The sequence below is a fragment of the Bacillus sp. FSL K6-2431 genome, from assembly GCF_038005165.1.
Taxonomy (GTDB): Bacteria; Bacillota; Bacilli; order Bacillales; family Bacillaceae; genus Bacillus; species Bacillus pumilus.
In genome coordinates, this window is the sequence record NZ_JBBOSQ010000001.1 from 2,362,162 (window position 1) to 2,389,156 (window position 26,995).

26 protein-coding genes are annotated in these 26,995 nt (G+C 42.5%); 17 read left to right on the forward strand and 9 right to left on the reverse strand.

Annotated elements, in window-relative coordinates:
- Positions 1 to 29 precede the first annotated feature (29 nt).
- The 5 genes from MHH40_RS11750 to MHH40_RS11770 all read right to left on the reverse strand — a co-directional run bounded on the left by MHH40_RS11750 (position 30) and on the right by MHH40_RS11770 (position 3,779).
- Positions 30 to 1,571 (reverse strand): solute symporter family protein, encoded by a 1,542-nt coding sequence (locus tag MHH40_RS11750; protein WP_003214799.1) that lies wholly within the window; start codon positions 1,569 to 1,571, stop codon positions 30 to 32.
- Complete coding sequence (locus MHH40_RS11755; RefSeq protein WP_050944519.1) at positions 1,568 to 1,882, reverse strand: DUF485 domain-containing protein; 315 nt, start codon at positions 1,880 to 1,882, stop codon at positions 1,568 to 1,570. Before MHH40_RS11755 ends, MHH40_RS11750 begins: the two co-directional genes overlap by 4 nt.
- 107 nt (positions 1,883 to 1,989) lie before the next feature.
- Positions 1,990 to 2,658, reverse strand: a complete 669-nt coding sequence (locus tag MHH40_RS11760) for a glycosyltransferase family protein (protein ID WP_050944518.1) — start codon at positions 2,656 to 2,658, stop codon at positions 1,990 to 1,992.
- Positions 2,651 to 3,340: a class I SAM-dependent methyltransferase gene (locus MHH40_RS11765; RefSeq protein ID WP_050944517.1), complete on the reverse strand. Its 690-nt coding sequence runs from the start codon at positions 3,338 to 3,340 to the stop codon at positions 2,651 to 2,653. The genes MHH40_RS11760 and MHH40_RS11765 overlap by 8 nt, the downstream gene beginning before the upstream one ends.
- Positions 3,341 to 3,638: 298 nt before the next feature.
- Positions 3,639 to 3,779 carry an anti-repressor SinI family protein gene (locus MHH40_RS11770; protein WP_003215413.1) on the reverse strand — a complete coding sequence of 47 codons (141 nt, stop codon included), beginning with the start codon at positions 3,777 to 3,779 and terminating at the stop codon, positions 3,639 to 3,641.
- A gap of 455 nt (positions 3,780 to 4,234) precedes the next feature.
- Here MHH40_RS11770 and MHH40_RS11775 point away from each other — a divergent pair, with 455 nt between their 5' ends.
- Positions 4,235 to 4,618, forward strand: a complete 384-nt coding sequence (locus MHH40_RS11775; protein ID WP_034620336.1) for a GtrA family protein — start codon at positions 4,235 to 4,237, stop codon at positions 4,616 to 4,618.
- A 27-nt stretch (positions 4,619 to 4,645) separates the two neighbouring features.
- Positions 4,646 to 4,903: a hypothetical protein gene (locus tag MHH40_RS11780; protein WP_003215318.1), complete on the forward strand. Its 258-nt coding sequence runs from the start codon at positions 4,646 to 4,648 to the stop codon at positions 4,901 to 4,903.
- 35 nt (positions 4,904 to 4,938) lie between these two features.
- On the opposite strand, the gene MHH40_RS11785 is transcribed toward MHH40_RS11780, so the two are convergent.
- Entirely contained in the window at positions 4,939 to 5,784 is an 846-nt protein-coding gene (locus tag MHH40_RS11785; protein ID WP_003214606.1) for an AraC family transcriptional regulator, read from the reverse strand.
- 182 nt (positions 5,785 to 5,966) lie between these two features.
- Between MHH40_RS11785 and MHH40_RS11790 the strand changes: the two genes are divergently transcribed.
- The 8 genes from MHH40_RS11790 to qoxD all read left to right on the forward strand — a co-directional run bounded on the left by MHH40_RS11790 (position 5,967) and on the right by qoxD (position 15,237).
- Positions 5,967 to 7,145, forward strand: coding sequence for a galactokinase (locus MHH40_RS11790; RefSeq protein WP_050944712.1), 1,179 nt, complete (start codon positions 5,967 to 5,969; stop codon positions 7,143 to 7,145).
- Entirely contained in the window at positions 7,145 to 8,137 is a 993-nt protein-coding gene (gene galE, locus MHH40_RS11795; protein ID WP_106032070.1) for a UDP-glucose 4-epimerase GalE, read from the forward strand. The genes MHH40_RS11790 and galE overlap by 1 nt, the downstream gene beginning before the upstream one ends.
- Before the next feature lie 34 nt (positions 8,138 to 8,171).
- Entirely contained in the window at positions 8,172 to 9,692 is a 1,521-nt protein-coding gene (galT, locus tag MHH40_RS11800) for a UDP-glucose--hexose-1-phosphate uridylyltransferase (protein WP_340901121.1), read from the forward strand.
- 4 nt (positions 9,693 to 9,696) lie between these two features.
- On the forward strand, positions 9,697 to 10,779 hold the full coding sequence (locus tag MHH40_RS11805) for a M24 family metallopeptidase (protein ID WP_339206305.1): 1,083 nt from the start codon (positions 9,697 to 9,699) through the stop codon (positions 10,777 to 10,779).
- A 516-nt stretch (positions 10,780 to 11,295) separates the two neighbouring features.
- Entirely contained in the window at positions 11,296 to 12,252 is a 957-nt protein-coding gene (gene qoxA / locus MHH40_RS11810; protein WP_095117964.1) for a cytochrome aa3 quinol oxidase subunit II, read from the forward strand.
- Positions 12,253 to 12,279: 27 nt separating this feature from the next.
- The gene (qoxB, locus tag MHH40_RS11815) at positions 12,280 to 14,238 is read left to right on the forward strand and encodes a cytochrome aa3 quinol oxidase subunit I (RefSeq protein WP_003215069.1); all 1,959 of its coding nucleotides are present in this window, start codon (positions 12,280 to 12,282) and stop codon (positions 14,236 to 14,238) included.
- Complete coding sequence (gene qoxC, locus MHH40_RS11820; protein ID WP_003214975.1) at positions 14,238 to 14,855, forward strand: cytochrome aa3 quinol oxidase subunit III; 618 nt, start codon at positions 14,238 to 14,240, stop codon at positions 14,853 to 14,855. Before qoxB ends, qoxC begins: the two co-directional genes overlap by 1 nt.
- Before the next feature lies 1 nt (position 14,856).
- Positions 14,857 to 15,237, forward strand: coding sequence for a cytochrome aa3 quinol oxidase subunit IV (gene qoxD / locus MHH40_RS11825; RefSeq protein ID WP_003215204.1), 381 nt, complete (start codon positions 14,857 to 14,859; stop codon positions 15,235 to 15,237).
- 77 nt (positions 15,238 to 15,314) lie between these two features.
- On the opposite strand, the gene MHH40_RS11830 is transcribed toward qoxD, so the two are convergent.
- Positions 15,315 to 15,581 carry a spore morphogenesis/germination protein YwcE gene (locus MHH40_RS11830; RefSeq protein WP_003215279.1) on the reverse strand — a complete coding sequence of 89 codons (267 nt, stop codon included), beginning with the start codon at positions 15,579 to 15,581 and terminating at the stop codon, positions 15,315 to 15,317.
- 476 nt (positions 15,582 to 16,057) lie between these two features.
- Between MHH40_RS11830 and MHH40_RS11835 the strand changes: the two genes are divergently transcribed.
- The 3 genes from MHH40_RS11835 (at position 16,058) to MHH40_RS11845 (ending at position 19,191) form a co-directional block, all read left to right on the forward strand.
- Positions 16,058 to 17,272, forward strand: coding sequence for an FtsW/RodA/SpoVE family cell cycle protein (locus MHH40_RS11835; protein WP_050944513.1), 1,215 nt, complete (start codon positions 16,058 to 16,060; stop codon positions 17,270 to 17,272).
- 110 nt (positions 17,273 to 17,382) lie between these two features.
- A complete protein-coding gene (nfsA, locus tag MHH40_RS11840; protein ID WP_050944512.1) occupies positions 17,383 to 18,132 on the forward strand; it encodes an oxygen-insensitive NADPH nitroreductase in 750 nt (249 codons plus the stop codon).
- A 57-nt stretch (positions 18,133 to 18,189) separates the two neighbouring features.
- A complete protein-coding gene (locus tag MHH40_RS11845) occupies positions 18,190 to 19,191 on the forward strand; it encodes an LLM class flavin-dependent oxidoreductase (protein ID WP_050944511.1) in 1,002 nt (333 codons plus the stop codon).
- Between the two features lie 15 nt (positions 19,192 to 19,206).
- Here the strand turns inward: MHH40_RS11845 and MHH40_RS11850 are convergent, their stop codons facing one another.
- Positions 19,207 to 19,434, reverse strand: a complete 228-nt coding sequence (locus MHH40_RS11850) for a hypothetical protein (protein ID WP_003214732.1) — start codon at positions 19,432 to 19,434, stop codon at positions 19,207 to 19,209.
- An 80-nt stretch (positions 19,435 to 19,514) separates the two neighbouring features.
- Complete coding sequence (locus MHH40_RS11855) at positions 19,515 to 21,941, reverse strand: S8 family peptidase (protein ID WP_050944510.1); 2,427 nt, start codon at positions 21,939 to 21,941, stop codon at positions 19,515 to 19,517.
- Between the two features lie 500 nt (positions 21,942 to 22,441).
- Between MHH40_RS11855 and MHH40_RS11860 the strand changes: the two genes are divergently transcribed.
- From MHH40_RS11860 to MHH40_RS11875, 4 genes are all read left to right on the forward strand, one after another.
- Complete coding sequence (locus MHH40_RS11860) at positions 22,442 to 22,720, forward strand: hypothetical protein (protein WP_050944509.1); 279 nt, start codon at positions 22,442 to 22,444, stop codon at positions 22,718 to 22,720.
- A 52-nt stretch (positions 22,721 to 22,772) separates the two neighbouring features.
- Positions 22,773 to 23,606 (forward strand): PRD domain-containing protein, encoded by an 834-nt coding sequence (locus tag MHH40_RS11865; protein ID WP_050944508.1) that lies wholly within the window; start codon positions 22,773 to 22,775, stop codon positions 23,604 to 23,606.
- 254 nt (positions 23,607 to 23,860) lie between these two features.
- Positions 23,861 to 25,249, forward strand: coding sequence for a sucrose-specific PTS transporter subunit IIBC (locus MHH40_RS11870; protein ID WP_050944507.1), 1,389 nt, complete (start codon positions 23,861 to 23,863; stop codon positions 25,247 to 25,249).
- A 19-nt stretch (positions 25,250 to 25,268) separates the two neighbouring features.
- Entirely contained in the window at positions 25,269 to 26,726 is a 1,458-nt protein-coding gene (locus tag MHH40_RS11875) for a sucrose-6-phosphate hydrolase (protein ID WP_050944506.1), read from the forward strand.
- Positions 26,727 to 26,995 lie beyond the last annotated feature (269 nt).

The window sequence follows — 26,995 nt, forward strand, 5'->3', positions numbered from 1 at the left end:
AAAAAGCCGGCTCATCAGCCGGCTCTTCCTTATGAATCAGTATCCATATGCATCCCTGTATGTGCCTTTACTTGAATTTCTGTAAAGGTATCTTCATCTGCTTTTTCAGAGGAGAAGATCGTGCCTAAGTAAGCGGCAAGGAATCCAAGCGGGATCGAGATAATTCCAGGGTTCGACAGCGGGATGAGTGGGTCTCCTGTAAAGATGGCTGCTCCCGATGGGTCCCAGACGCTTGGGCTGAGCGAGACGATAATCAGTGCGCTCAAAAGTCCTACTAAGCTCCCTGCAATGGCACCCGTAGAATTAAATCGTTTCCAAAAAACAGTGAAGATAATCAATGGTAAATTTGCACTTGCTGCCACTGCGAAGGCAAGTGACACAAGGAAAGCAACGTTTAACGATTGGGCAAATAATGCGAGAATGATAGAAAGAATGGCCACGCCGATGGAAGCAAAGCGTGCCGCTTTTACCTGTTCACGTTCACTCGCTTTCCCTTTGCGGATGATCTGACTATAAAAGTCATGCGCAAAGGCAGACGCGGCGGATAGGACGAGACCAGTTACGACCGCCAAAATGGTCGCAAAGGCTATAGCGGAAACAAAGGCAAATAGCAAATCTCCTCCAAGGGCTTGGGCGAGCAGTGGAGCGGCCATATTTCCGGCTGCATCTGCTGCTGTGATCGCTTCTGTTCCAACAAAGGCAGCAGCACCGAAGCCAAGGAAAACTGTCATTAGATAAAAAATACCGATGATCCACGTAGCGGATAGAACAGATTTACGCGCAGAAATGGCATCCTTCACCGTATAAAACCGGATCAAAATGTGCGGCAAACCTGCTGTCCCAAGCACTAGAGCAAGGTTCAAAGACAGGGTCTCTAAAGGCACATCATATTTATTTCCCGGGTGAAGAAATGCCCCACCGAGCGGGGTCGCTGTTTTCATCTCCTCAAACATCTTCAGCAGGCTAAAATCAAACTTTGCAAATACAAGCAGTGAAATAATCAGTGTCCCAAGCATGAGAAGCACAGCCTTTGTGATCTGTACCCAGCTGGTTGCAATCATGCCACCAAACACGACATAAATGGTCATCAAGACACCGACGATCAGTACCGCAATCCAGTAATCAATGCCAAGAAGCAGCTTGATTAATGCACCTGCCCCAACAAGCTGTGCAATCATATAAAAAGTAGAGACTGTGATTGTGTTAAACGCAGCAACTCCTCGAATGGCAGGACGCTTAAATCGTGCAGCAATCATATCGGCCATCGTATATTTCCCTAGATTTCGAAGCGGTTCGGCTACAACGTAAAGTACGACAAGATACGCCACTAGAAAGCCAATGCTATAGAAAAAGCCATCAAATCCATTTAACGCGATCATTCCAGCGATTCCTAAAAATGATGCGGCAGACATATAGTCCCCGGCGATGGCAAGTCCGTTTTGAAATCCAGTCAGACCTCCACCTGCTGTGTAAAAATCGCTTGCATTGCTCGTTTTTTTCGCAGCAAAATACGTGATGACCAATGTGAGCCCTACGATCGCTATGAATAAAATAAAAGCGGTCATGCTCATTCGTCATCACCTCTCGATTCAATTTTTAAAGCGCTTACATATTTGTCGAACTGAGCTGCTTTCCTCGCATAAAGTCCACATAATACCCAGGTCATCACAAATTGTGTGAGGGCGAATAACCACGCCCATGAGATCGCGCCAATTACCGGCGTGTTCAAAAAGGTGAAGTAGGATGTAGCAACCGGAAGTGAAAAGTAAAAGAGAAAAAAGAAAATCGTCATCGGTACGATAAATCTGCGTTTTTCCTCGAGAAGTTTTCGAAAATCCTCTGAAGCGGCAACCTTCTTATAATGAACTTTTTTGTCTGCCATTGTTTCCTCCTTTGTACGAATTAGGGACAAGGTACTCCAATGCATATGAGACGATCTGGCTGTTTATGACAGTATATCATAAAAAAGGCACCCGAAAAGGGTGCTTTCTATCGATAATTTGCAAGAAATGTTTGTCTCGCTTTTTCATATGCTTCCGCATCAAAATGATCTCCGCATTTGTGGATGCACCAAGGCTCTTCTTGTTTCGCAATGCCAACCTCATAGCCCTGTTGCATGAATTCAAAGGATTGCGAAACATCATAAAAATGAAAGCCATCAAAGAGGTCCTCACGCCACTTCACATCATATTGCGTCGCCATGAAAAGACCATCAATCGCCGAAGCGTTCATATAATCTTGCGCTTCTGCCTGTTGACGACCACTTTCAAACGAAAGCAGCTGATAGGTGTCGTGACGATATTCAATGACTTTCCCCCTGCAATCAGAACTTTCCCACCAGATCCCATTGTCAGGCACGCTTTCTGCACCTATGACCCCAATCATTCCAAGTGATGGATGCTGTAAAAAAAGCGGGATCAACTCAAGCAGCATATGCTGTTTGACAATCAAGGTGTCTTGATGAAGATAAATTTTAAACTGAGCTGGATGAGTGATGGCTTCATTATAAGCAGAGGTCATACTGGATGCATGTCTAATCGGCAAAACCTCCACATGATATCCATGGGGAGCAGGAAGTGAAGCGAGCTGCCGAAAGCAAGCCTGAAACATAGACTCATCATTTACACATAAAACAAACAGGATGGTGGGGTTACTCATGAAGCTGAACCGCCTCAACCACATACTGATAGGCGGTAGCGGCCTCATGAAAATCTGAACGAATGCCATGCTTCATAAGTAATTCATGTAAATCACTCATCACGCTCGCGTAGGTAGGATGCTGTACGCGAATGGTTTCGAGTTCGCGAATACGAAAGCCTGCTGAATGAAAAAGTGCATGAATTTCATGAAGAGTGAAGAAACGTAAATGAGTTTGATCCATTAATCCTGCATCTGTATAAGTAAATCTGCCGGCTAATAATTCTAAAACGGTTGATATGTGACCGATATTTGGAATGGATGACAGGATGGCTCCTTCTTTTTTAAGGAAAGGTTTGACCTTCTTTAAAACGGCCCACGGGTCCAATAAATGTTCAAGGACATCTCCGAATATAATGCAGTCAAATTGTTCCTGTTCGTAAGGGAGCGTCATCTGTTCAATATTTCCGCATAGCACATGATCTAGCTCTTGCTCAGCCTCTTTTGCTGCATTCTCAAACGATTCAATTCCATAAATGGTCCGGCCCTTTTGTTTCAGGACTTTTCCAAGCTTGCCTGTGCCGCATCCGATATCCAATAAAGACGTCCATTCCTCACGAATACGGCTGACAATGACCGGGTTCACGCCATGATAATACTGATCCTTTTTTTGGTGATAATAGGAAAGGGAATCTGAACTCACGCTCTACCCACCTTTCTGCTTTCTCATTGTTTTCATGCTTAATATATGGGTGGGGAGCTTGGTTTTATAACGAGAGAAGAACAATTTTTATGAATGGCGGCTAAAAAGGGATCATATAAAGAACGGGAAACGGACTGTCCTCCTAATATAGAAAGACAGAACCCCATGAGTGGAAGGGATTGGTATGAAGGGGTGTTCTACTGTAGCGTATCGTCATGAAAGGATTTTTAAAAGGTCAATTGACAAGTCAGAACTTTTAGCCAAAGCAGTCTGAAAGACAAAGGATAACGGCGTTGATTTACGGTTTGTTTATCATCTTCTGATCACCGTTGGATGTTAAAAAAGCTTGTATTTCTTCGATGGCTAGTCCAATTTTTTTCGCTTCCTGAATCAAATAAACCCACTCTTCGTCAACTCTTCTTTTCACTTGCGTATCCATAATATCCTCCAGTTCAATAAGACATATTCATCTGCAACCAATGACTTGAACAAACCGTCTAGTAACTGTACGTGTGGATGAAAACAGCGCAAAATAGATTTTGTCGAAAAATGATGACATTTAACCTATTTTGTAAAATCTATCACCTACCACGTTCCTAAAAAAATGACTAAAAAACCCATAAATATTGATTTCTTACTTCTAATAATAAACAATTGTAAAGTCAGTTAAAAGATTATAAATTAAAATAATGAAAAAGACCTAAAACATTTGGCTTATATAAACCAATTAGGTGACATATGCCATCGAGTAGAACAAATTTCATCTGTGCAGGACGTACATATTGTTCGTTTGGGAAGTTCTTCTCAAGATGGTATTCTAAAAGAAACAGAAACCACCAAGAAGGAATGAAGAAAGACATGTATAGCCTTTTTCAAAAGTATCAAGAAGTTGTCATGTATCTTGTGATGGGTGTGTGTACAACCATCGTCAACATTGTCAGCTTCTACTTATTCGTTGAGATGTTTTCCATGGATTATAAAACAGCTACAGTTGTTTCATGGGTATTTGCTGTTCTCTTTGCTTATATCACCAATAAGAAGTATGTCTTCAAGCAAAAGGCCCGTGATACGAAAAGCCTTATGCGTGAGCTTTCTTCATTTTTTAGTGTTCGTCTCATGTCTCTAGGTGTAGATCTAGGGCTGATGATTTTATTTGTGACCCAAATGGCGCTCAATGAAACTGTCGCAAAAATTCTTGTCAACTTTGTGATTGTGGTCGTGAATTATGTCGCCAGTAAATGGTTCGTCTTCAAGAAAACAAAAGAAGATGCGATTTAACACATGAAAAAAGATAGGTGATATGAAATGAGCAGCAGGCCAGACGAATTATATGATGTCATATATCAGCAAACAGAAAAGCAGCATGAACAAGTGCTGAGGCTAGTCAAAGAAATGACCGCACATCCAGAAGCGTTTTCGGAACAAGAAAAGGAAAAGATCAACCGAATGGACATTGCGCTTCAAACAGCAACGGACATTTTGGAAAACTTAATGACACCTGACACGCAAATGACCATTGTTTTAAGACAAGGGAGAATTCATGTTGACCTGACGAAAGCGTAAAAGAAGCAGCCAATTGTGAAAGCGGCTGCTTTTTATTATGCATCGCTTGTTTCCCGCAGTTGCTTTGGAGACATGCCGATTTTCTTTCGAAAGACTTTATTCAAGTAATTCGCATTTCTGTAGCCGCACTGTATGGCGATTTCTTCAATCGAGTATTTTGTTGTTTTCAATAACGTTTCCGCCTTTTCTAACCGAATATTGGTTAGATAGTGAATAGGTGTGAAGCCAGTGGCCTTTTTGAATTCCCTCGTAAAATGACTTTTGGATAAACGTGCCGCAGCTGCCATATCGTCCGGGCCAATTTCCTCGTGAAAATGATGGCTGGCAAACAATGCCGCTTGAACGATAGGCTCGGGCCATTTCTCCATTTGTCCCTCAAGCTTTGGCAAATATGAATACAGTTCCATGACAAATTGATAAGCAAGGCTAGACCCCTCAAATGGATTGGTAATCCGTCTTTCACTGGCTTCATCATAAATGGTCTTGAGCAGGCGGATAGGTCTGGAATTCGGATGAAAACGCATGACCTGCTTTCCTTGGTCAATAAATTGGTCAAAGCAAAGATCGCAGGCTTCCCCGTAAAGCGTTAAATAAAGAAATTCCCAATGCTCACTGTCTTCTGGAAAATAATATTGGTAGGCACTTGGGCTTTTCACGAGAAAGGCCTGACCCGGCAATACTTTGAAACGTTTCTCTCCGATTTCAATCATGCCATGTCCAGACAGTGTGAGCTGAAAGATGCACTTGCCCTGATCCTTCCGCTCCACGCCATTCCAGCTATATAACGAAGAAGATTGAACTTCCCAGCCAACAGACCAGATTTGTGCTGGCAATGTCACATCAGAATGGTGAAAACGAAATGCAAATGCTTCTTTCTTCAAATTGGAAACCCTCCTTCACAGCAAAAAACAACCTTTTTCTATTTAGAATCATGTTACACCTCATATCACATCGTACCATTCACAGCAAAAAAAGGGTATTTTTTAACGATTTTTTTACCATTGAACTGATGCTGCTGGGACAACTAAAATAAAAAGTATCAGAAGAGAAAAGGGGAATGGATATGATCGATACGTTACGCGCGGCATTTCACCAGCAATTTGGAGATAGAGAAGAACTTCGCTACTTTTTTGCCCCAGGAAGAGTGAACTTGATTGGTGAACATACAGATTACAATGGAGGACATGTATTTCCATGCGCGCTTACTCTCGGGACGTATGCTGCTTGTGCGAAGCGGTCAGATGGCCGCGTGAGAATGTATTCCTTGAACTTTGATCGCGAGGGTGTGAAAGAATTCAATCTTTTTGAAATCGCTTACGTAGAATCGGACGGCTGGGCAAATTATCCGAAGGGTGTGTTCAAACAGTTTATAGAAGCAGGAATGAAGATAGAAGAAGGCTTTGACATTGTGTACAGTGGCAATATTCCAAATGGTGCAGGCCTGTCTTCCTCTGCCTCCATTGAGCTTGTTACCGCTGTTCTCATCAATGAATGGCATTCATTCAGCGTTTCAAATGTCCAACTTGCCCTCCTTTCACAGCGTGCAGAGAATGAATTTATTGGTGTCAATTGCGGGATCATGGATCAGTTTTCGATTGCCCTTGGAAAAGAAGATCACGCCATTTTGCTCAATTGTGACACCCTTGCCTTTGAATATAGTCCGTTTCGGCAAGAGGGACTTGCGCTTGTCATCGCCAATACAAACAAAAAACGGACACTGGCTGATTCCAAATACAATGAGCGCCGGGCAGAGTGTCAATCCGCTTTAAATGATCTTCAGAAAGAAATCGACATTGCCCACTTATGTGAGCTCACTGCGGATGAATTTGCGAGGGTTGCCCACTTGATTGAAGATGACGTCTGCCGCAAACGAGCAAGACATGTCGTGACGGAAAACGAGCGGACGATGAAAGCAGTAAATTTTCTGAAAGATGATAAAATGGAAGAACTAGGTGGGCTCATGAAGGCTTCTCATCTTTCTTTAAAGAATGATTATGAAGTAACAGGACTTGAACTAGATGCACTGGCTGAAGCAGCTTGGCGGCACCCGGGGACGATTGGCTCCCGTATGACAGGTGCAGGCTTTGGCGGATGTACGATCAGCATCGTGAAAGAAGAGCTGCTAGATTCATTTATAGAAGAAACTGGTGCGATATATCAAGAGAAAACAGGGATTCAAGCCTCTTTTTACACAGCTGGAATTGGAGGCGGCGCAAGAGAACTCACAAAGGGGGAAGTGTGATGACAATTTTAGTTTGTGGAGGAGCAGGGTACATAGGCAGTCATGCGGTGGCGGCTCTTTTAGCGAAAGGCGAACGAGTAGTGGTAGTGGATAATTTGCAGACAGGCCACAAAGAAGCTGTTTTGGAAGGAGCTGTCTTAGAGGAGGGTGATTTACGAGATCACGCCTTTTTAAGACAGGTGTTCAAAAGGCATCAAATAGAAGCGGTCATGCACTTTGCGGCAGATTCACTTGTTGGGGAGAGTGTAACAGACCCGCTTAAGTACTATAACAACAACGTCGGCGGAGCAACTGCTTTACTACAAGTCATGAATGAATTTGATGTGAAACACATCGTCTTTTCTTCCACTGCTGCTGCATACGGTGAACCGAAGCGGGTGCCGATCGATGAAACGGATGAAACGAACCCAACGAATCCTTATGGAGAAACGAAACTAGCCATTGAAAAAATGCTGAAGTGGTCTGAGCAAGCGTATGGAATAGAATACGTGGTACTTCGCTACTTTAATGTAGCTGGTGCCCATACAGAAGGACTTGTCGGAGAGGATCATCAGCCTGAGACGCATCTCATTCCAATTATTCTGCAAGTTGCTTTAGGAAAACGGGATCAAATCATGATTTACGGTGATGATTATGAGACAGAGGATGGCACGTGTATTAGAGATTACATTCATGTGATGGATTTAGTAGAGGCACACATCTTAGCTGTTGACCGGCTGCGTGCTGGAAAAGGCAGTGCGACCTACAATTTAGGGAATGGAACAGGGTTCTCTGTGAAGCAGGTCGTAGAAGCCGTCAGAAAAGTCACCGGGCATGCCATCCCTGCACAAGTGGCAAAAAGGCGCGCGGGAGATCCAGCAAAGCTGATTGCTTCTTCTGAAAAAGCACTGCAAGAATTGGGATGGACACCTCAATATGCTGACCTTCACACGATCATTCAGAGTGCGTGGGATTGGTTTCAGAAGCATCCAGATGGCTACCAAAGTGAATAAAACGTAAAGGCAGGCAAGAGAGGGGACAGAGGGAATGGCGATTGATATTTTTGAAAAGCTGGAACAGCTGATTCAATACGGGATGAATAAAGAGCTGATAACATCACTAGATATCGAATATACGAGAAATCGACTGCTTGAGGTGCTCAGACTCGATGAAGCGGAAGCAAGAACAGTCTCAGGAGAAGAAGACCTTGAAGACATCTTAATGCCGATGCTCGATTGGGCAGTAGAAACAGAACTTATTCCTGAGGGGACGGATACGTATCGTGATTTACTAGATGCGAAAATCATGGGCTGCTTGGTGGCACCTCCAAGTGTCATCTATGCGAAGTTTGAGGAAAAACGTCAGCAGGGAGGACCGAAGGCAGCTACGAGCTGGTTCTATGAGATGCAGCAGCATGCACACTACATTCATACAGGCAGGATCGCCAAAAATGTACAGTGGTTTACACGAACAGAAGATGGTGTGCTAGAGATCACCATTAATCTATCGAAGCCGGAAAAGGACCCCAAAGCCATCGCTGAAGCCAAGAAGCTCAGCCAAAAGCAATATCCTCTTTGTCTCCTTTGTAAAGAAAACGTTGGGTTCGAGGGACGGATTAACCATCCAGCTAGACAGAATCATCGGATTATTCCTGTGTCACTCTCAGGTGAATCGTGGTTTCTGCAATTTTCACCTTATGTGTATTACAACGAGCACTGTATAGTGTTCAAAGGCAAACATGAGCCAATGAGCATCACCAAAAAGACCTTTGAACGACTGCTTTCCTTCATATCTATATACCCGCACTATTTCATCGGGTCGAACGCCGACCTTCCGATTGTCGGAGGCAGTATATTAAGTCATGACCATTTTCAGGGCGGTTCACATGAATTTCCGATGGCAAAAGCAGAGATGGAAGAGGTCTTTTCTCTCAATGCCTTTCCAGGTGTGCGAGCTGGTATTGTGAAATGGCCGATGTCTGTGATCCGCCTTCGAAGCAGTGAGCGGCAGTCGCTCGCAGACGCAGCAGACTTTATCTTACATGAGTGGAAACTGTATTCAGATGAAGAGGTGGGGGTCATCGCTCATACAGGAGAGACACCTCACAACACCATTACACCTATTGCGAGGCGCCACGGGGATGACTATGAATTAGATTTAGTGCTTCGTAATAACCGTACAAACAAGCAGCACCCGGACGGCATTTTCCATCCGCACGAAGAAGTCCACCATATTAAAAAAGAGAATATCGGATTAATTGAAGTCATGGGCCTTGCTGTGCTTCCTGGTAGATTAGCAGAGGAAATAAGCCAATTAAAAGAGGCTTTGCTATCCGAAAATCCACTTGAAGAAATCAAAGCCCGTCCTGCTATCATGAAGCACGAGGCTTGGGCGAAGCGGCTGCTTGAAGAGAATTCCTTTACAGAGAACAATACCGAAACCATTTTACAAAAAGAAATTGGCTTTATTTTTTCTCGAATTCTCTCGCAGGCAGGTGTGTTTAAAAGAACTGAGCAAGGGAAAATAGCTTTTAACCGTTTCATTCAAACACTTCAAACAGGCAGGTGATTAGATGATTGAACAAGTAAGAGAACTAATGGAAGTAAAGCAGCTTGAAGGTGTTTTGATTCAAAAGCGAAATAACTTCTCCTGGCTGACAGGCGGAAGAAGGAATCATATTGTGTTAAATACGCCAGAGGGCGTGTGCCAGCTGCTCGTCTTAAAAGACGACCTCGTTCTCATTGTGAATCAAATGGAAGAAAAGCGGATCATTGAAGAGGAAATGGCGTACGTCGATCATCCGTTTCAAGTGGTCACAATGGATTGGTATGAGGATGAGACCCCATACATTCAAGAACTCACAAAAGGTAAACGAATTGGGACGGACATTCAAATGGATGGATTCGAATGGATCGAACCGGATTTGTCGAATATTCGCTCGATCCTAACTGCCTCACAGCTCAGACAATATGAAACGCTCTGTCATGAAACAGCGGTCATTGTAGAAAGTGTCTGTCAAGAAATCGTTCCAGGGCAGACCGAGCACGAGATTGCTTCGCTTGTTGCTCAAAGAGCCATTGCGCAAGGGATGACGATAGAAGTCCTGCTTGTGGCCACGGATGACCGGATCCATCAATACCGTCACCCGATTCCAACAGATAAAGCTCTTCAAAAGCACGCGCTTGTTGTTCTCTGCGCGGAGCGGCACGGGCTCGTTGCAAATGTTACAAGGTCTGTTTACTTTGGTCAGCTTCCGAAGGAGCTTGAAGAGAACAAAGAGCGGCTAGCACGAATTGACACGGTCATGAATGCCGCCACACGTCCTGGGGAAACATTAGGAGATGTTCTGAAAGCAGGTATTGCTCAGTACGAAAAAGAGGGCTTCCCTGATAGCTGGAAAAAGCTTCATCAAGGGGGGAAGACGGGATTTGTATCTAGGGAAATCATTGCTGTTCCCTCATCGAAGGAAGAAATTAAGCTTCATCAAGTGTTTACATGGAACCCTTCATTGCCTGGACTGAAATCAGAGGATACGATTGTTGTAGAAAAAGAGGGCAACCGCTTTTTAACGTATACAGGCAAGTGGACGTACATGGACATTGAACATGAAGGGAAGATCTATAGACGACCTGACATCTTAGTGAGAGATGAATAAATGCAGAGTACCGGCGCTGAGCCGGTTTTTTGTTGGAAGTCTTTAGCGAGATTCCACTAATTCAGCATCATTACCAATTCTTACAGCGTATACACAGAGGATCGATACTTTCTTTTCTTGTGAACTTGCGTTAAAATGAGTAAGGTTTTTGTTAAATGTGGGGATACCTATTTTGAAATTGTTTACCTAGATAAAATTTCATTAAGTTAAATTGAAATTTGACCAAACTTTTTTATTGTGGTAAACCTAAATTTGACAAAGTTCTTGATTGTTTGTCCTTTGCCTTCAACTCTCAACTTTTCAAAATCCTAGAAATTTATTGTGTGTGCAATAATATAAATTTATGTCGAATTTATGACATTTTAATAGAAATCTGTTGAAAAATAAATGAACTTTTGAAAAAAGGGAAGCTAACTCTAACAGATTTTGATAGCATTACAAAGGGAAGAAAAGTTTTCGAAGGCAGATGGCTTTTCACAATTATTCAGCAATATATACATTATCTAAGGAAGGATGGTGATCTTCTTGTTCAGAGCCATTAAACCTATGCTTTTATTAGCGATGCTCGTGAGTGTTTTTTTATTAGGAGGTTGCAGCAATATCGCTGTTTTAGATCCTAAAGGACCTGTCGCAGCACAACAAAAAGACTTAATCCTTTTATCCATCGGATTCATGCTCTTTATCGTTGGTGCGGTATTTGTACTGTTTACCATCATTTTGGTAAAATACCGTGAGCGTAAGGACGTTGGAAACGCCTCTTATAATCCAGAACTACACGGGAATACGCTTCTAGAAGTTATCTGGACAGTGATCCCAATATTAATCGTTGCTGCCCTTTCAGTTCCAACTGTAAAAACAATTTACTCTTTGGAAGAGGCACCTCAAGCAACAAGCCATAAAGATCCTCTTGTCGTTTATGCTACAGCTGTTGATTGGAAATGGATCTTTAGCTATCCAGAGGAAAATATTGAGACAGTGAACTACTTAAACATTCCAAAAGATCAGCCGGTTTTATTCAAAATCACTTCTGCTGATACAATGGCATCACTATGGATTCCTCAGCTAGGCGGGGAGAAGTATGCGATGGCTGGAATGGAGATGGAACAATATCTTCAAGCTGATCAAGTTGGCACATATGAAGGAAGAAACGCCAACTTCACAGGCGAGGGCTTTGCTCAGCAAAAATTCAAAGTCAATGCGATGAAGCAGTCTGACTATGATAAATGGGTAAGCAAAACGAAAAAAGAAGCACCAAAGTTAACGAAGAAAACGTATGACTACTTGATGCTTCCTGATGCTGCAGATGTGCAGACATTCTCATCAACACATTTATCCTTTGCGAAGCATGGAGAGGATTCTGAATACGCACTCCAAGCACGCAAACGTTTAGGTTACCAATCAGTTTCTCCGCATTCCAAAACAGATCCTTTCGAGAATGTGAAGAACTATAAAAGAAAACTAGATAATGAATAAACTGACTAAGGAAAGGAGGAGGCCGTTATGCATTTGAAATGGGATGAGTTTTTTGTAACTGGAGACCCATTAATTCTTGGTGCGCAAATTTCTATCGCTCTTACTTCCATTGCTATCGTGTTTGTTTTAACCTACTTTAAAAAGTGGAAATGGCTCTGGAAAGAATGGCTAACATCAGTTGATCATAAAAAGCTTGGGATCATGTATATCCTTGCTGCTGTGATTATGTTCTTCCGCGGTGGGGTAGACGGACTGATGATGCGCGCACAGCTGGCGCTTCCTAATAATACGTTTTTAGATTCCAACCACTATAATGAAATTTTCACAACGCATGGTACGATCATGATTCTATTCATGGCGATGCCATTTTTAATTGGTTTAATCAACGTCGTTGTACCTCTTCAAATTGGTGCACGTGACGTTGCATTCCCTTATTTGAACAACCTGAGCTTCTGGACATTTATGGTCGGAGCGATGCTGTTCAACATTTCCTTCGTCATTGGAGGATCACCAAGTGCAGGCTGGACGAGTTACATGCCGCTCGCCGGAAATGATTTCTCACCAGGACCTGGACAGAACTATTACTTGCTCGGGCTCCAAATTGCAGGTATTGGTACACTTATGACTGGTATTAACTTCATGGTGACCATTTTAAAAATGCGTACAAAAGGTATGACGCTTATGCGTATGCCAATGTTTACATGGACAACATTGATCACGTCTGTCATCATCGTATTCGCATTCCCTGTACTAACAGTTGCTTTAGCACTTATGACATTTGATCGTTTATTCGGTTCTGCATTCTTTACACTCGAAGCAGGCGGTATGCCAATGCTTTGGGCGAACCTTTTCTGGATTTGGGGACATCCTGAGGTATATATCGTGATCCTGCCGGCTTTCGGTATTTTCTCAGAAATCTTTGCGACGTTCTCAAGAAAACAGTTGTTTGGTTACAAAGCGATGGTTGTATCGATTGTGGCAATCTCTGTTCTTAGTTTCCTTGTGTGGGTTCACCACTTCTTTACAATGGGGAACAGTGCAGCGGTTAACTCATTCTTCTCGATTACAACAATGGCAATTTCTGTACCAACAGGTGTGAAAATCTTTAACTGGCTCTTTACGATGTATCGAGGCCGTATCAGCTTTACATCACCAATGCTTTGGGCACTTGGTTTCATCCCGAACTTCGTTATCGGTGGTGTCACTGGGGTTATGCTTGCGATGGCAGCTGCGGATTACCAGTACCATAACACGTACTTCCTTGTATCCCACTTCCACTATGTATTAATCGCAGGTACTGTTTTTGCTTGTTTTGCTGGTCTTGTTTTCTGGTATCCAAAAATGTTTGGTTACAAGTTAAACGAAAGAATCGGCAAATGGTTCTTCTGGGTATTCATGATCGGATTTAACATCTGTTTCTTCCCGCAGTACTTCTTAGGACTGCAAGGAATGCCAAGACGTATTTATACGTATGGACCAGAAGATGGCTGGACTGCACTAAACTTTATCTCAACAATTGGTGCATTTATGATGGGTGTCGGATTCATCATCCTTTGCTACAACATTTACTACAGCTGGAGACACGCGAAACGTGAAGTGTCTGGAGACAGCTGGGGAGAAGGACGTACTCTTGACTGGGCGACATCTTCTGCAATTCCGCCGCATTATAACTTTGCAGCACTTCCAGAAGTGACAACACCAGATGCATTCCATCACTGGAAGCAAAACAATGTAGACGTTCATCCTGAAAAAGAATTCAAGAAAATTCACATGCCGCACAATTCAGGCAGACCACTTATCATGTCTGCATTCTTCGGACTTGGTGCATTCGGTCTTGTATTTGAATGGTACTGGATTGGCGTTATTGGCTTAATCGGTGTATTCGCAACGATGATTTTACGTTCATTCGAATACGACGATGGCTACTATATTCCTGTTGAAGAAGTGATTGAAACAGAGAAAAAGAATAAGGAGGCGCAGAAGTAATGGGACATAATGATAGCAGCTATGCAAATGCACCGCTTGAATATCAGTCTGAAACGGGACGTTTAAACATCCTTGGTTTCTGGATATTCCTTGGCGCGGAAATCGTGTTATTCTCAACACTTTTTGCGACCTACTTTGTTCTTCATGGCAGAACAGCTGGCGGCGTTTTACCAGCTGAGCTGTTTGATATGAAGCTTGTATTGATCATGACATTCCTGCTATTGGTTAGTTCATTTACATGTGGGATTGCCGTTCATGAAATGCGCCGTGGAAGTACAAAAGGGGTTGTCATTTGGACGATTCTGACACTGCTTCTAGGTGCAGGCTTCGTTGGCTTTGAGATTTTCGAGTTCTTCCATTATGTACATGAGGGCGCGAGCATCCATACAAGTGCGTATTGGTCTGCATTCTTTGTACTCTTAGGAACTCACGGACTACACGTATCCATCGGTATCTTCTGGATTACCGGGGTCTTGTTCCAAATTAAAAAACGTGGATTAACTCCACAAACAGCATCGAAGATTTTTATCTCAAGTCTATACTGGCATTTCCTTGATGTAGTATGGATTTTCATCTTCACAGCTGTTTACTTGATCGGATTAGGGGGGCTTTTGTGATATGGCTGGAAAAACAAATTCCTCAGCAGAGCACGAACACTTCCCTTGGAAACACGTAGTTGGCTTCATCCTATCCATCGTGCTAACCATCTTAGCATTCTGGATTGCCATTGGAGCTGAAATTGGCAGTTCTGCAAAACTTTGGATTATCTTTGGTTTTGCCTTCATTCAAGCGTTCTTGCAGCTATTCATGTTTATGCACATGACAGAAAGCGAGAACGGAACTGTTCAAGTCGGAAATACATTGTTTGGTCTGTTTTGTGCGATTATCTTCGTTATCGGATCTGTTTGGATCTTTGCGGCTCACTACAGCCACGGAGAGAACAGCAAAGACGGTTATTCACCTTCTGCGCCAAAGCAATCGGAGCATTCAGAGAAATAATAAAAAACCACTCATCTCTCAAAGGTGAGTGGTTTTTATCATGATGTTGATAACGTCTCCAATAAGTGGTGCGTTATTTATCTGGTGCTACTGAATCTTTTGCGAATGAATGGAAGTCCATAAATGAGGAACGCTGCAATATGTGCCAAAATGACGTTAATGGCAAAGAATGCGATCATGAAGGTATGTCCTGCTGGAGATAAACTGCTTGTCATGTAAAGACCGAAGAAAATCCACATAATCATAATGGGTGGAATTGAAGCTAGCGCAATTTTTCTGTTTTCAAGCCATAAAAACAGGGGTGTAGCCGTTGCAATACATAGGTACGCAAAGAACATATCCATCGTATCCAACTCCTTTGTAAGTTGATGTTCAATTCAAATGAGAGGTCAGGATGCAATTGTGTCTGTTTTTAGGAGATATTGTGAACATTTTGTTACAAGTATTATACCACAATTGACTTTGAAGTAAACTCAATAATTGGAAAATGGGCCTTATTCCGTAGAAAGTGGCTTTTTCCTTTTCTCTTCATAAAACTTATGCTGACTTGATAATTGCTTGTCATATTGCCACATAGGTCATTGAATTTTCCCCTTAATATCTGTAAAATAATCTTTTTAAAGGACTCGTGATCGGTTGAATGGAAAGAGTATAGAGGAATTTTTTCCTATTGTTAGGATGAAAAGTATTTCATTTTTTGAAAAATGATTGGAACCTTTCGGATGTATCTTCCGTCATATTTAAGGTGAGTTGCTTTTGTGAAAATTTCAATCTAATATAAATAAGGGCTTTTATGTTTTGTAATAAGGGTGGTTAGTTCATGAACAAGCAGAATACATCTCCGTACTATCAAGGGGATTTAATTTTTATATTTTTAGCCTTCTTTGCCATCAGTGTCATTGCGATTTATGCTGCGGGTCAATTTGGGCAGTATGGATCTAATGCATGGACCAGACAGATTATTTACTACATGATCGGGGTCATATTTATTGTAGCCATAAATTACTTTGACTTGGAGCAATTAGAGAAGCTCAGTCTCTATATTTTTATAGGCGGCATACTGTTGTTAATTTTTCTAAAAATCGCTCCTGCAAAAATTGGAAGTCATGATTTTGCTCCTACTATAAATGGTGCAAAAAGTTGGTTTGTTCTGCCGGGTGTTGGAACATTTCAGCCTTCAGAGTTTATGAAAATAGGTTTGATCATGATGTTGGCTTCGGTAATTGGCAAAGCAACACCTAAAGGAAGACGAAGATTAGAAGATGACATATATCTACTATTAAAAATTGCAGGAGTTTCCATAGTCCCAGTAGGCTTAATTTTCTTGCAGGATGCTGGTACTGCTGCTGTTTGTATGTTTATTGTAATGGTAATGGTATTTTTATCTGGAGTTAATTGGAAGATAATTTCATTGATTGGTTCTGTTGTTGTACTCTTAATAATTACGGTTCTGTCTGTAGTTTTATTATTTCCAGATTTCGCTAAAGAAAGTCTCGGTGTTAAACAATATCAAATCAATAGGATTACTGCTTGGATTCCAGATAGTTCTGCGAACTCTGAAGAAGCTAAAATACAAGATGCTACAAGTAGTGATAAGTTTCAGGTTGATAGGGCCATTATGGCTATTGGTGCTGGACAGATTTTTGGGAATGGGGTTAAAAACTTAAAGGTCTATGTCCCAGAAGCACAAACAGATATGATTTTCTCCATTATAGGAGAAGCCTTTGGCTTTATCGGCTGTGCGTTTGTTGTGATCATGTTCTTCTTCTTGATCTACCGGCTTGTCGTGCTGATTGACCGTATCCATCCTTATAGCCGATTTGCGTCATTCTTCTGTGTGGGATATACAGCACTTATTGTGATCCATACGTTCCAGAACATTGGGATGAACATAGGTGTGATGCCTGTAACAGGAATTCCGCTCCTATTTATCAGCTTCGGAGGAAGCTCTGTTTTATCTGTTCTCATTGGATTCGGGATTGCTTATAATGCAAGTGTTCAATTAACGAAATACCAAAGTTATTTATTTAAATAAAACGGGTAAGGGCAGTCTAAGCATAGACTGTCTTTTTTCATTCGAGTTTTAATTTTTGAAAAGCCATATGGCTTTGCCTTATGATAGTAGAAGTGAAGGAGGTCTTCGAATTGAACAAAACGATAGAAACGATATTAAATCATCGGTCCATCCGTTCGTTTACAGACGAGCGTTTGTCCAAAGAAGAGGTGCTGACACTTATTAAAAGTGCACAGGCTGCTTCGACATCAAGCTATGTACAGGCGTATAGTATTATTGGGGTGACAGATCAGGAGAAGAAGGCCAAGCTTGCTGAACTGGCTGGGAATCAGCCATACGTTGAGAAGAATGGGCATTTCTTTGTCTTCTGTGCAGACTTGAAACGTCATGATGATATTGCAAAAAAAGCAGGGAAGAATCATCAGGAGGCGCTTGAGAATACAGAAGCCTTTCTCATTAGCGTCATTGATACAGCGCTCGCTGCGCAAAATATGAGTATAGCCGCAGAATCAATGGGACTTGGGATCTGCTATATAGGCGGTCTGCGTAATCAACTGAGAGAAGTCTCTGATTTGCTTGAAACGCCATCATATGTGCTGCCGTTATTTGGTCTGGTTGTCGGACATCCAGCGAGTCAATCGTCACAAAAGGAACGACTGCCAGTTGAACTCATTTATCATGAAAATTCATATCAGCAAGATGAAACGCATGTGGATCGTTATTTAAAAGAATACGATGATCGTATTTCATCATATTATGAAGAACGGACAAACGGAGAGAGAACAGATACTTGGTCTAAGCAGATGCTTCGCGGCTTTAGTCAGCCAAAGCGTGCCTTCCTTGGAGAATTTGTGAAAGAGAAGGGCTTTAATCGAAAATAAATAAGACATCCCCCCTTTCGATTGAGAGAGGGGGATTTCTGTAAGAGGTGCAGTAAGATGAAATTAAGTATACTGGATCAATCTCCTTTGATTGGAGATGCAACACCTGCTGAAGCCTTAAAGCAAACGGTTGAATTGGCAAAGCAGGCAGAGAAGTGGGGCTATCACCGTTTTTGGGTATCAGAGCATCATTTTTCAAACCGGCTTGCAGGATCAAGTCCAGAGGTGCTTCTTGGTCATTTATCAGCCGTTACGTCAAACATACGTATTGGCTCAGGCGGTGTGATGCTGCCCCACTACAGTGCTTATAAAGTAGCAGAGAACTTCAGGGTTCTTGAAGCCCTCGCTCCTGGCAGAATCGATCTTGGAATTGGACGTGCTCCTGGTGGTATGCCCATTTCCTCCATAGCTCTTCATCATGGTGAACGAAAACGTCTAGGTGATCAATATCCTGAGCAGGTAGAAGAGCTGAAGGTCTATTTACACGACCTAGCAGATGAATTTTATCCGCTGCCCCATTTAACCGCTTCTCCGAAGGTAGAGACTGCACCAGAGGTATGGATGCTTGGTTCCTCTGGAGGAAGTGCAAGACTTGCGGCGAAAGCAGGTGCAGGCTATACGTTTGCGCTATTTATCAATGGCGAAGGCGGAGAAGATTCTGTGGAGCAATATATCAACCGGTTCGAACCTTCAGCATTCGGTGATGAGCCGCGCGTTAGTCTGGCGGTCTTCGTTTTATGTGCTGAAACAGAGGAACAGGCAGAAAAACTGGCAGTCAGCTTAGATTTATCCTTACTCGCCAATGAACAGGGGCAAAACCTCGGGGGCTTTCCTTCATATGAAGAGGCACAGGCTTATTCCTATAGTCCGTATGAACAAAAACGAGTGGCTGCCAATCGTCAAAGGATGGTGGTTGGAACGCCATCTTCTGTGAAAAAACAGCTGACGGCATTAACGAAGGCTTATCGTACAGATGAAGTGATCGCCGTGACCATCACTCACCGCATGCAAGACCGGCTCACATCTTATCGTTTATTAAAAGAAGCCTTTGATGCATAACGTATGTATGTCTGTTTACCGTCCACGCAGCCGGTAGATAGGGAAGAGGAGCATCATGATGAAAATAAACGCGGCTGTCACCAGCAAACTAAGCGGGTAAATGAAGGACACATAGACCGTCAGCTCGCATGCTTGATGAAAAGGACGAGGATGGTTCGCATATAAAAGGGTGAAAAAATACACCAAGGTGATCGTTAGAAAAAAAGCAATAAAAAAAGAAACGATCCATAGCAATATCAACATCAATCTCTCTTTCCTCCATATATGATCGAAAAGCCTTGATGAGCGATCCACTCATACAAGGCTTTTCTTGTGATTCACATTTATTCAGGATAAATATCGAAAGGTTCCTTCGTTTGAACAGTGTCGGATTTCCCTTTCAAACTTGCATACGCAAGCATTGTATACTCACCAGATTCGAGCTTTTGACCTTGATTAATTGTGCCATTCCATTTTACGCGGTGTTCTCCTTTATCAACATGTTGATAAACACCTGCTTCACCTAAATACTCTCCATCTGTCGAGTAGACGAGGAATGCAAGGTTTTCAGCTCCGCCAGGCAGATAGCTGCTAATGACATAGCTTCCAGCACGGTTATCCGGCTCTACAGAAACCGAAGTGACGCGAGGATAATCAGGCTCTTTTACAATCAATAAAGTCGGAATTTCTGTGACCTTTCTGCCATTTTCGCGAAGGGTAATGCTACCTTGGTACGTTCCTTTTTTCGTTTTACCGTATTTCACTTGTACCGCGGAAGTAAAGGACCCAGTGGAATTCCCTTTGACAGTGATTTTTTTCGTTCCGTTTGTGCTGATGCCGCTGCCATGGAATTTGTAATCAATGGTATACGTTTTCGGTGCTTTTGAAAGGTTTTCTACCTTGAATTTCTTTGTTTTGATTTGAACGCCTTTTTCTTTCAAGAAAGTGCCGTAAGAATAACTCGCATCAGAAACGATAGATGACGCTTGGAGTGATTCAATGATTCGAACACTGCCTGTCCCTTGTGTGTTGTGAGGGAATGGGCTGCCGTTTGCGTCAAATAGTTTTTCTGCTGTATTCATGAGTAATGCTTTGATTTGTTCTGTTGAGTAAGATGGTTTTGCTTGCTTCATGATCGCTGCAACCCCTGCCACATGCGGTGAAGCCATGCTTGTCCCTTGCTTTGAGCCATATCCGTAAGGCTGAGAAGGATCATGCGTTGGGATTGTACTCACAATGCTGACGCCTGGCGCTGATAAATCAGGTTTAATCATCCACGTATCCACAACTGGTCCACGAGATGAGAAGTCAGCGACTTGCTCACTAAGTTCTTTGACAAATTGAATGGAGAAAGTCGTTGTATTGTTTCCAGCCTCAATGGCTTTGACAAGTGCCGTTCCTTCAGCTTTTGAAAGCTTAATCGTAGGAAGAGCAAGACCCGGTACATCGACTGGAATTTCTCCATCGGTGTTGTTATACATCACAACGCCGATTGCACCAGCAGCTTTTGCATTGTCGACTTTATCAACAAAGGCAATGGCTCCTCGTTCGATCACGGCAACCTTTCCTTTCACATCGATGTCTTCAAATGCTTTTTCGTCACCGATACCTGCATGGACGAGTGTGACTTGTTTTTGGTCAAGTGCTTTTAAATCACTCTCTTGGTAGTAGCCCATCACTTTTGCAGTAGAATAGTTCGGGAATTTCACATTGTAAAGGCTGTAAGGAAGCTGAGTTGCTCCGACAGATATTGCATCTCTTGACGTGCCGGGAGATCCGACTGTCCAGCTGTTCGGACCGCTGTTTCCATTTGATGTGACAGCGACAACGCCTTCAGACATGGCCCAATCGAGTGCGATGCTTGTAGCATAATCAGGATTATTCACACTATTTCCGAGAGAGAGGTTCATGACATCTGCTCCATCAGTAACAGCACGGTCGATGCCTGCAAGGACGTTTTCAGTCGTCCCAGAACCGCCTGGTCCAAGTACACGGTACGCAAGAAGTGAGGCATCCTTTGCGACACCTTTAATTTGTCCATTGGCAGCAATTGTTCCTGCGACGTGTGTGCCATGGTCTGTCGATTCACCTCTAGGGTCTCCTTTAGGTGTCTCTTGCGGAGAATAATCATTATCAACAAAATCATAGCCTTTGTATAAACCGAAGTTTCCTTTTAAATCAGGGTGGGTATAGTCTACTCCAGTATCAATGACAGCGACTTTTACCCCTTTTCCAGAGTAGCCGGCATCCCAAGCTTTTGGGGCACCGATAAATGGAGCGCTTTTATCCATAAGGGGGGAGACATCTTCGTTTGGAAGCTGGATGCTTTCTTTTTTCACTTCATCTGTTTGATATGTAACATCCGGATAAACGGCTTTTACTCCGTCAACTGCGAGCAGCTTCGGAATTTCGTTTGCAGGAAGTTTCATCGAGAAACCAGAGAAGACTTTTTCGTATTCTTGACGAACACTCGCTTTATCAATTTCTTTGAGTGCTTCATTTTTTACTTTTGTTCGAGATTTTTTGAGGGAGGCCTTTGTTTGAGCTTTGCCTTCTTGCTTAGCTTCAACTAAGGATTTTTCCTTTAATTCAACAATGACAGTGGTATGTTTTCTAGATTTGACATTGATTTCACCGAAGATTTCTGCTTTTTCCAGTTCCACCTGTTTGTTCGATGGAGCGGCACTAGCCTGTTGACCTGTAAAGAATGTGGATAAAATAAAAATAGTGGAGAACAATAGAACAGAAGAACGAGAGATGACCTTTTTCATTAATTTTCCCCTTTCTAGCTGTGTTTTTAGGGAGATAGCCTTTCTTTTTGTGGATAAATAGGAAAGATTCACTGCCCGTTATTAAGTATTCAATACGATGAAAACAATTCCTTTACTAAAATGGTCTTATTTTACATAGTTATAAAGAACTATTTTGTTTATAAAGTCTCACTTATACACAAACTCCTGTTGATAACTCAATTATTTAGATATATATATGGAAAACAAAAAAATCTCATACACAAAATCTAGTAATGGGGTGTTGATATGTGGATAAACCCTGTTGATAAGGTGTGCTTATCTTTTGGATATAGTGTGTATAAAATTTTTATTCAAACACCCTCGTACATGATGATTTTCTGCACTTTTCAACAAAACTTCTGAAAACTAGTTTGTTTTTTCACCCAGATTGTGACAAACCTCTCTTTTTTCTCGGGATATGATAGGAGCAGTTGTTTTGCTAGAACTGCTAGATTCTAAGAAAAGCGGAGGGATGTTCAGTGAGGAAATTCAGAAACTGGTTGAGTGTATGGTTTGGTTTCATGATGAATGTGCTTGTGAATCCTGGTGTGATGATGAAGCAGCAACGTTTTCAGGCGGCTGCGGTGGATGATCGTTTCTTTCAAGTTGTGAACGAGAGAGAGCTAGAGAAGCTGGCAGAAGAAAAGAACAAGAAGCGCAGGTCAGAGAAACCGTTTAAGCAAAGTCTGATGATGCTTGATGAGAAGACGACGAGAGAGGCGCGTGCTGGTCCGCTCTTACCTTTACATGGGAGATGAAACAGGGTAAAATCCCACATAAGAAACGTTATCTAGTGGGAGAGGATACCCCTTGAAGATATATAAGATATTGAATAACAATGCGGTGATTGTAAAGGAGGGTGATCAGGAGAAAATTGTGATGGGGCCCGGAATTGCTTTTCAGAAGGGGAAAAATGACGTCATTCCCGTTCAAAAAATAGAGAAAATCTTTGTTGTGCGTGAAGAAAATGAGAAATTCAAACAAATTCTTGCGACATTGCCCGAAGCGCATATTGAGGTGGCAGAGCATATCATCAGTTATGCAGAGGGTGAACTGATGATGCCGCTTAGTGATCATATCCACATATCACTGACTGACCATTTATCCTTTGCCATTGAGCGCATTCAAAAGGGCATTGTGCTATATAATAAATTGCTTGGTGAGATCAAAGTCTTATATAAGCAGGAATATGAAATTGGAAAGTATGCCATTCGTTATGTAAAGGATCGGCTTGGGGTTGAACTGCCGGACGATGAGGCAGGGTATGTGGCACTCCATATTCATACGGCCAAAATGAATACGGAGTCTATGAAAAAAACCGTGAAATATACAACGATGATCAAAGAAATGATCGAGCATATAGAAAGCTATTTTCAGCATTCAATTGATGAGGATAGTATTTCCTATCAGCGACTTGTGACACATTTGAGGTATGCATTAGGCAGGTTGGAATCAAATGAGGCATTTCAAATCATGGACGATGACATGCTGAGTTTTATCCAAACAAAGTATGATTTGGCTTACCAGTGTGCACGTGGACTCGCTGAATTGTTAAAAAATGAATATGAACTTCATCTCCCTGAATCGGAGATCGGCTACATCACGCTGCATGTCCAGCGTCTGCAGGATGCCGAATTGGTTTAGTGGTTGTGCCTGCATGCAGGCTTTTTTTTATGCACACTACTTTAAATAGTGTATATGGGTCAATAGATTCGAAAAAAGAGGTTGACGCACGTGACGCTCTTATACTATGATGAAAGCGTAATCAAAACTTGATATCGCGGGATTGTGACTGTCAGGCAGGCAAGACCTAAAATTTGCGTAACGAGGGGACGTGTATGTCCTTTTATCGTTAGTGAATTTTAGGTCTTTTTTGTTTTAAAAAAGGAGGAGACAACATGGATTATCAAAAAACAGCCAAAGAATTAACAGAACTATTAGGCGGCAAGAAAAATGTCATCAGTGCCACGCATTGTGCAACAAGACTCAGATTGGTGATGAAAGATGAGGAACTGATTGACAAAGATGCCATTGAGGAACTTGAAGGGGTAAAGGGGGCTTTCTCAAGCTCGGGGCAATTCCAAATCATTTTTGGAACGGGAGCGGTCAACAAAGTATATGAACCATTTGCTCGTGAGACCGGCCTTGAGACAGACGACGAGAAAGAAAAACCTGTCAGCCATGATGAAGCAGTGAAACAAAAAATGAATCCACTTGCACGTTTTGCAAAGACGTTATCAAATATTTTTGTACCGATCATTCCAGCCATTGTTGCAAGCGGTTTATTAATGGGGCTTTTAGGCATGATGAAAGCCTTCAAATGGGCTGACCCAAGCTCCGCGATCTTCCAAATGCTTGATATGTTCTCAAGTGCAGCCTTTATCATTTTACCGATTTTAATTGGTGTCAGTGCAGCGAAAGAGTTTGGTGGAAATCCGTATTTAGGAGCCGTTATTGGGGGGATTATGATTCACCCGAACCTGCTCAACCCGTGGGGACTGACGGATGCGAAACCAGAGTATATGCATTTATTCAATTTTGATATTGCTCTTCTTGGTTACCAAGGAACAGTCATTCCAGTGTTATTGACTGTGTACATCATGTGTCTTGTTGAAAAGAATTTAAGAAAAGTGGTTCCGAACAGTATTGATTTACTTGTGACCCCATTTGTGACGGTGATTGTGACTGGATTTGTGACGTTTATTGCTGTTGGACCGCTTGGAAGAATGCTCGGTACAGGAATTTCGAATGCACTGACATTTATTTATGATCACGCAGGGTTCTTAGCAGGACTCATTTTCGGAGGAGCCTACTCTCTCATTGTGCTCACAGGGGTTCATCATAGCTTCCATGCGATTGAAGCAGGACTGCTGAATGATATTGGGCGGAACTATTTGCTGCCAATTTGGGCGATGTCCAACGTAGCGCAAGGCGGGGCAGGCTTGGCAGTCTTTTTCTTAGCGAAACGCGCGAAAACAAAAGAAATTGCACTTCCTGCAGCCTTCTCAGCTTTCCTAGGGATTACCGAGCCTGTTATATTCGGTGTCAACCTCCGCTATCGTAAACCGTTTATTGCCGCGATGATCGGAGGCGCATTAGGCGGGGCATTTGTTGTCTTCACAAAGGTAGCCGCCAACGCCTATGGTTTAACGGGGATTCCGATGATTGCGATTGCAGCGCCATTCGGTGTGCAAAATGTGGTGAATTATGTGATTGGTATGTTAATCGCTGTTGCTGTTTCATTTACTCTTACCATCATCTTTAAAGTAAAAGAAGTCGAAAAATAATCAAGGAGTGGTCACAGTCATGACAACAACTGACGCAGTACTTCGTCAAAAGGTAGCAGAACGTATTCGAAACTACGAGCATTTGGTGAAAAAAGATGTGTACCGCCAGCATTTTCATTTAATGCCGCCAGTAGGTCTTTTAAATGACCCGAATGGGTTGATTCAGTGGAAAGGCGTTTACCACGTTTTTTATCAGTGGCAGCCATTCGAAACGGGTCACGGCGCAAAATTTTGGGGCCATTACACATCGACAGATCTAGTAAATTGGCAGCACGAGGAAGCCGCCCTTGCGCCAAGTGATTGGTTTGATCAAAACGGCTGTTATTCTGGCAGTGCAGTCATTGACGATGGACATATGTATGTGATGTACACTGGCAACGTTCGCGATGAACAAGGGAACCGCGAGACGTATCAATGTTTAGCTGTTTCAGAGGATGGCATTCATTTTCAGAAAAAAGGAGTCGTGGCGACGCTGCCAGATGGATTCACCGCCCATTTTCGTGATCCGAAAGTATGGAAGCGAAATGGCCAGTGGTACATGGTTCTAGGTGCACAAAGCCTGAACCTGAAAGGGAATCTCGTCTTGTTTACCTCTGATACTTTAGATAATTGGACGTTTCAAGGCATCATTGCAGGCAGTGGGAAAAATGGATTAGAGGATTTCGGCTATATGTGGGAATGTCCAGATCTATTTGAATTAGATGGCCGGGATGTATTGATTGTGTCGCCGCAGGGGCTCAAGCCAGATGGCTTAAAATATCATAATACACATCAATCAGGCTATTTTGTTGGGAGATTGGATGACCATACTTATCAATATACGCACGGAGCATTTGAGGAGCTGGACCGAGGCTTTGACTTCTATGCGCAGCAAACCTTTCTAGACGAATCAGGCAGACGTCTTTTAATCGGATGGATGGGAGTGCCTGATCAAGGAGAAGAGCATCACCCAACGATTTCGTATCAATGGATACACTGCCTCACCATTCCGAGAGAGCTGCGTTTAGATGATGACGGACATCTGATTCAAAAGCCAGTCACTGAGCTTCAGGCGATGAGAACCAACGAACAAGAGCATATTTTCCATATCAAACGCTCCGTTCAATCGATTCCTGTAGATGATATTACGAGCGCAGAGTTATTCATTGATCAAATTGATACACAAAAAGGGTTTGAATGCTGTATTCGAGCGGCAGCCCGTATCATTTATGATAAAGATGAGGGCAAACTGACACTAGAGCGAGATCGATTTGAAGATCGATCAAAAGAAGTTCGAGAAGTAGCAATAGAGGAATTACACGATCTTCACATCTTTATCGATGCATCGTCGATTGAGATTTTTGTAAACGGAGGCCGGGAAGTATTGACTGCTCGTTACTTTCCTTCCCCGGGAAATAAATCAATCTCGATCAGTGGTAGAAATGAAACAAATCTTAAACTAAAAACATGGCATTTACAAAGAGAAGCAGGTCGTTGATCTGCTCAACAAGTAGGGAAACGTCTACGTCTTCTACAACGATGATCAGTATGATGTGAAATTGAATTTTCCAGTTGATAAGTACCAAGAAACAGCGCAATGCTATAAATAAGGGAACTCTTCAGCCGCCTTCACGATTGATAGAAAAGGTGCCGATCAAGGATAAGGAATGTCAAACAAGAAAAAAGAGATGAATCATGAGTTTGTATAGGTAGAAATCTACCTGTATGAAATATCACTACTAAAGCTAAAGAAGAGCGAAAAAGAAG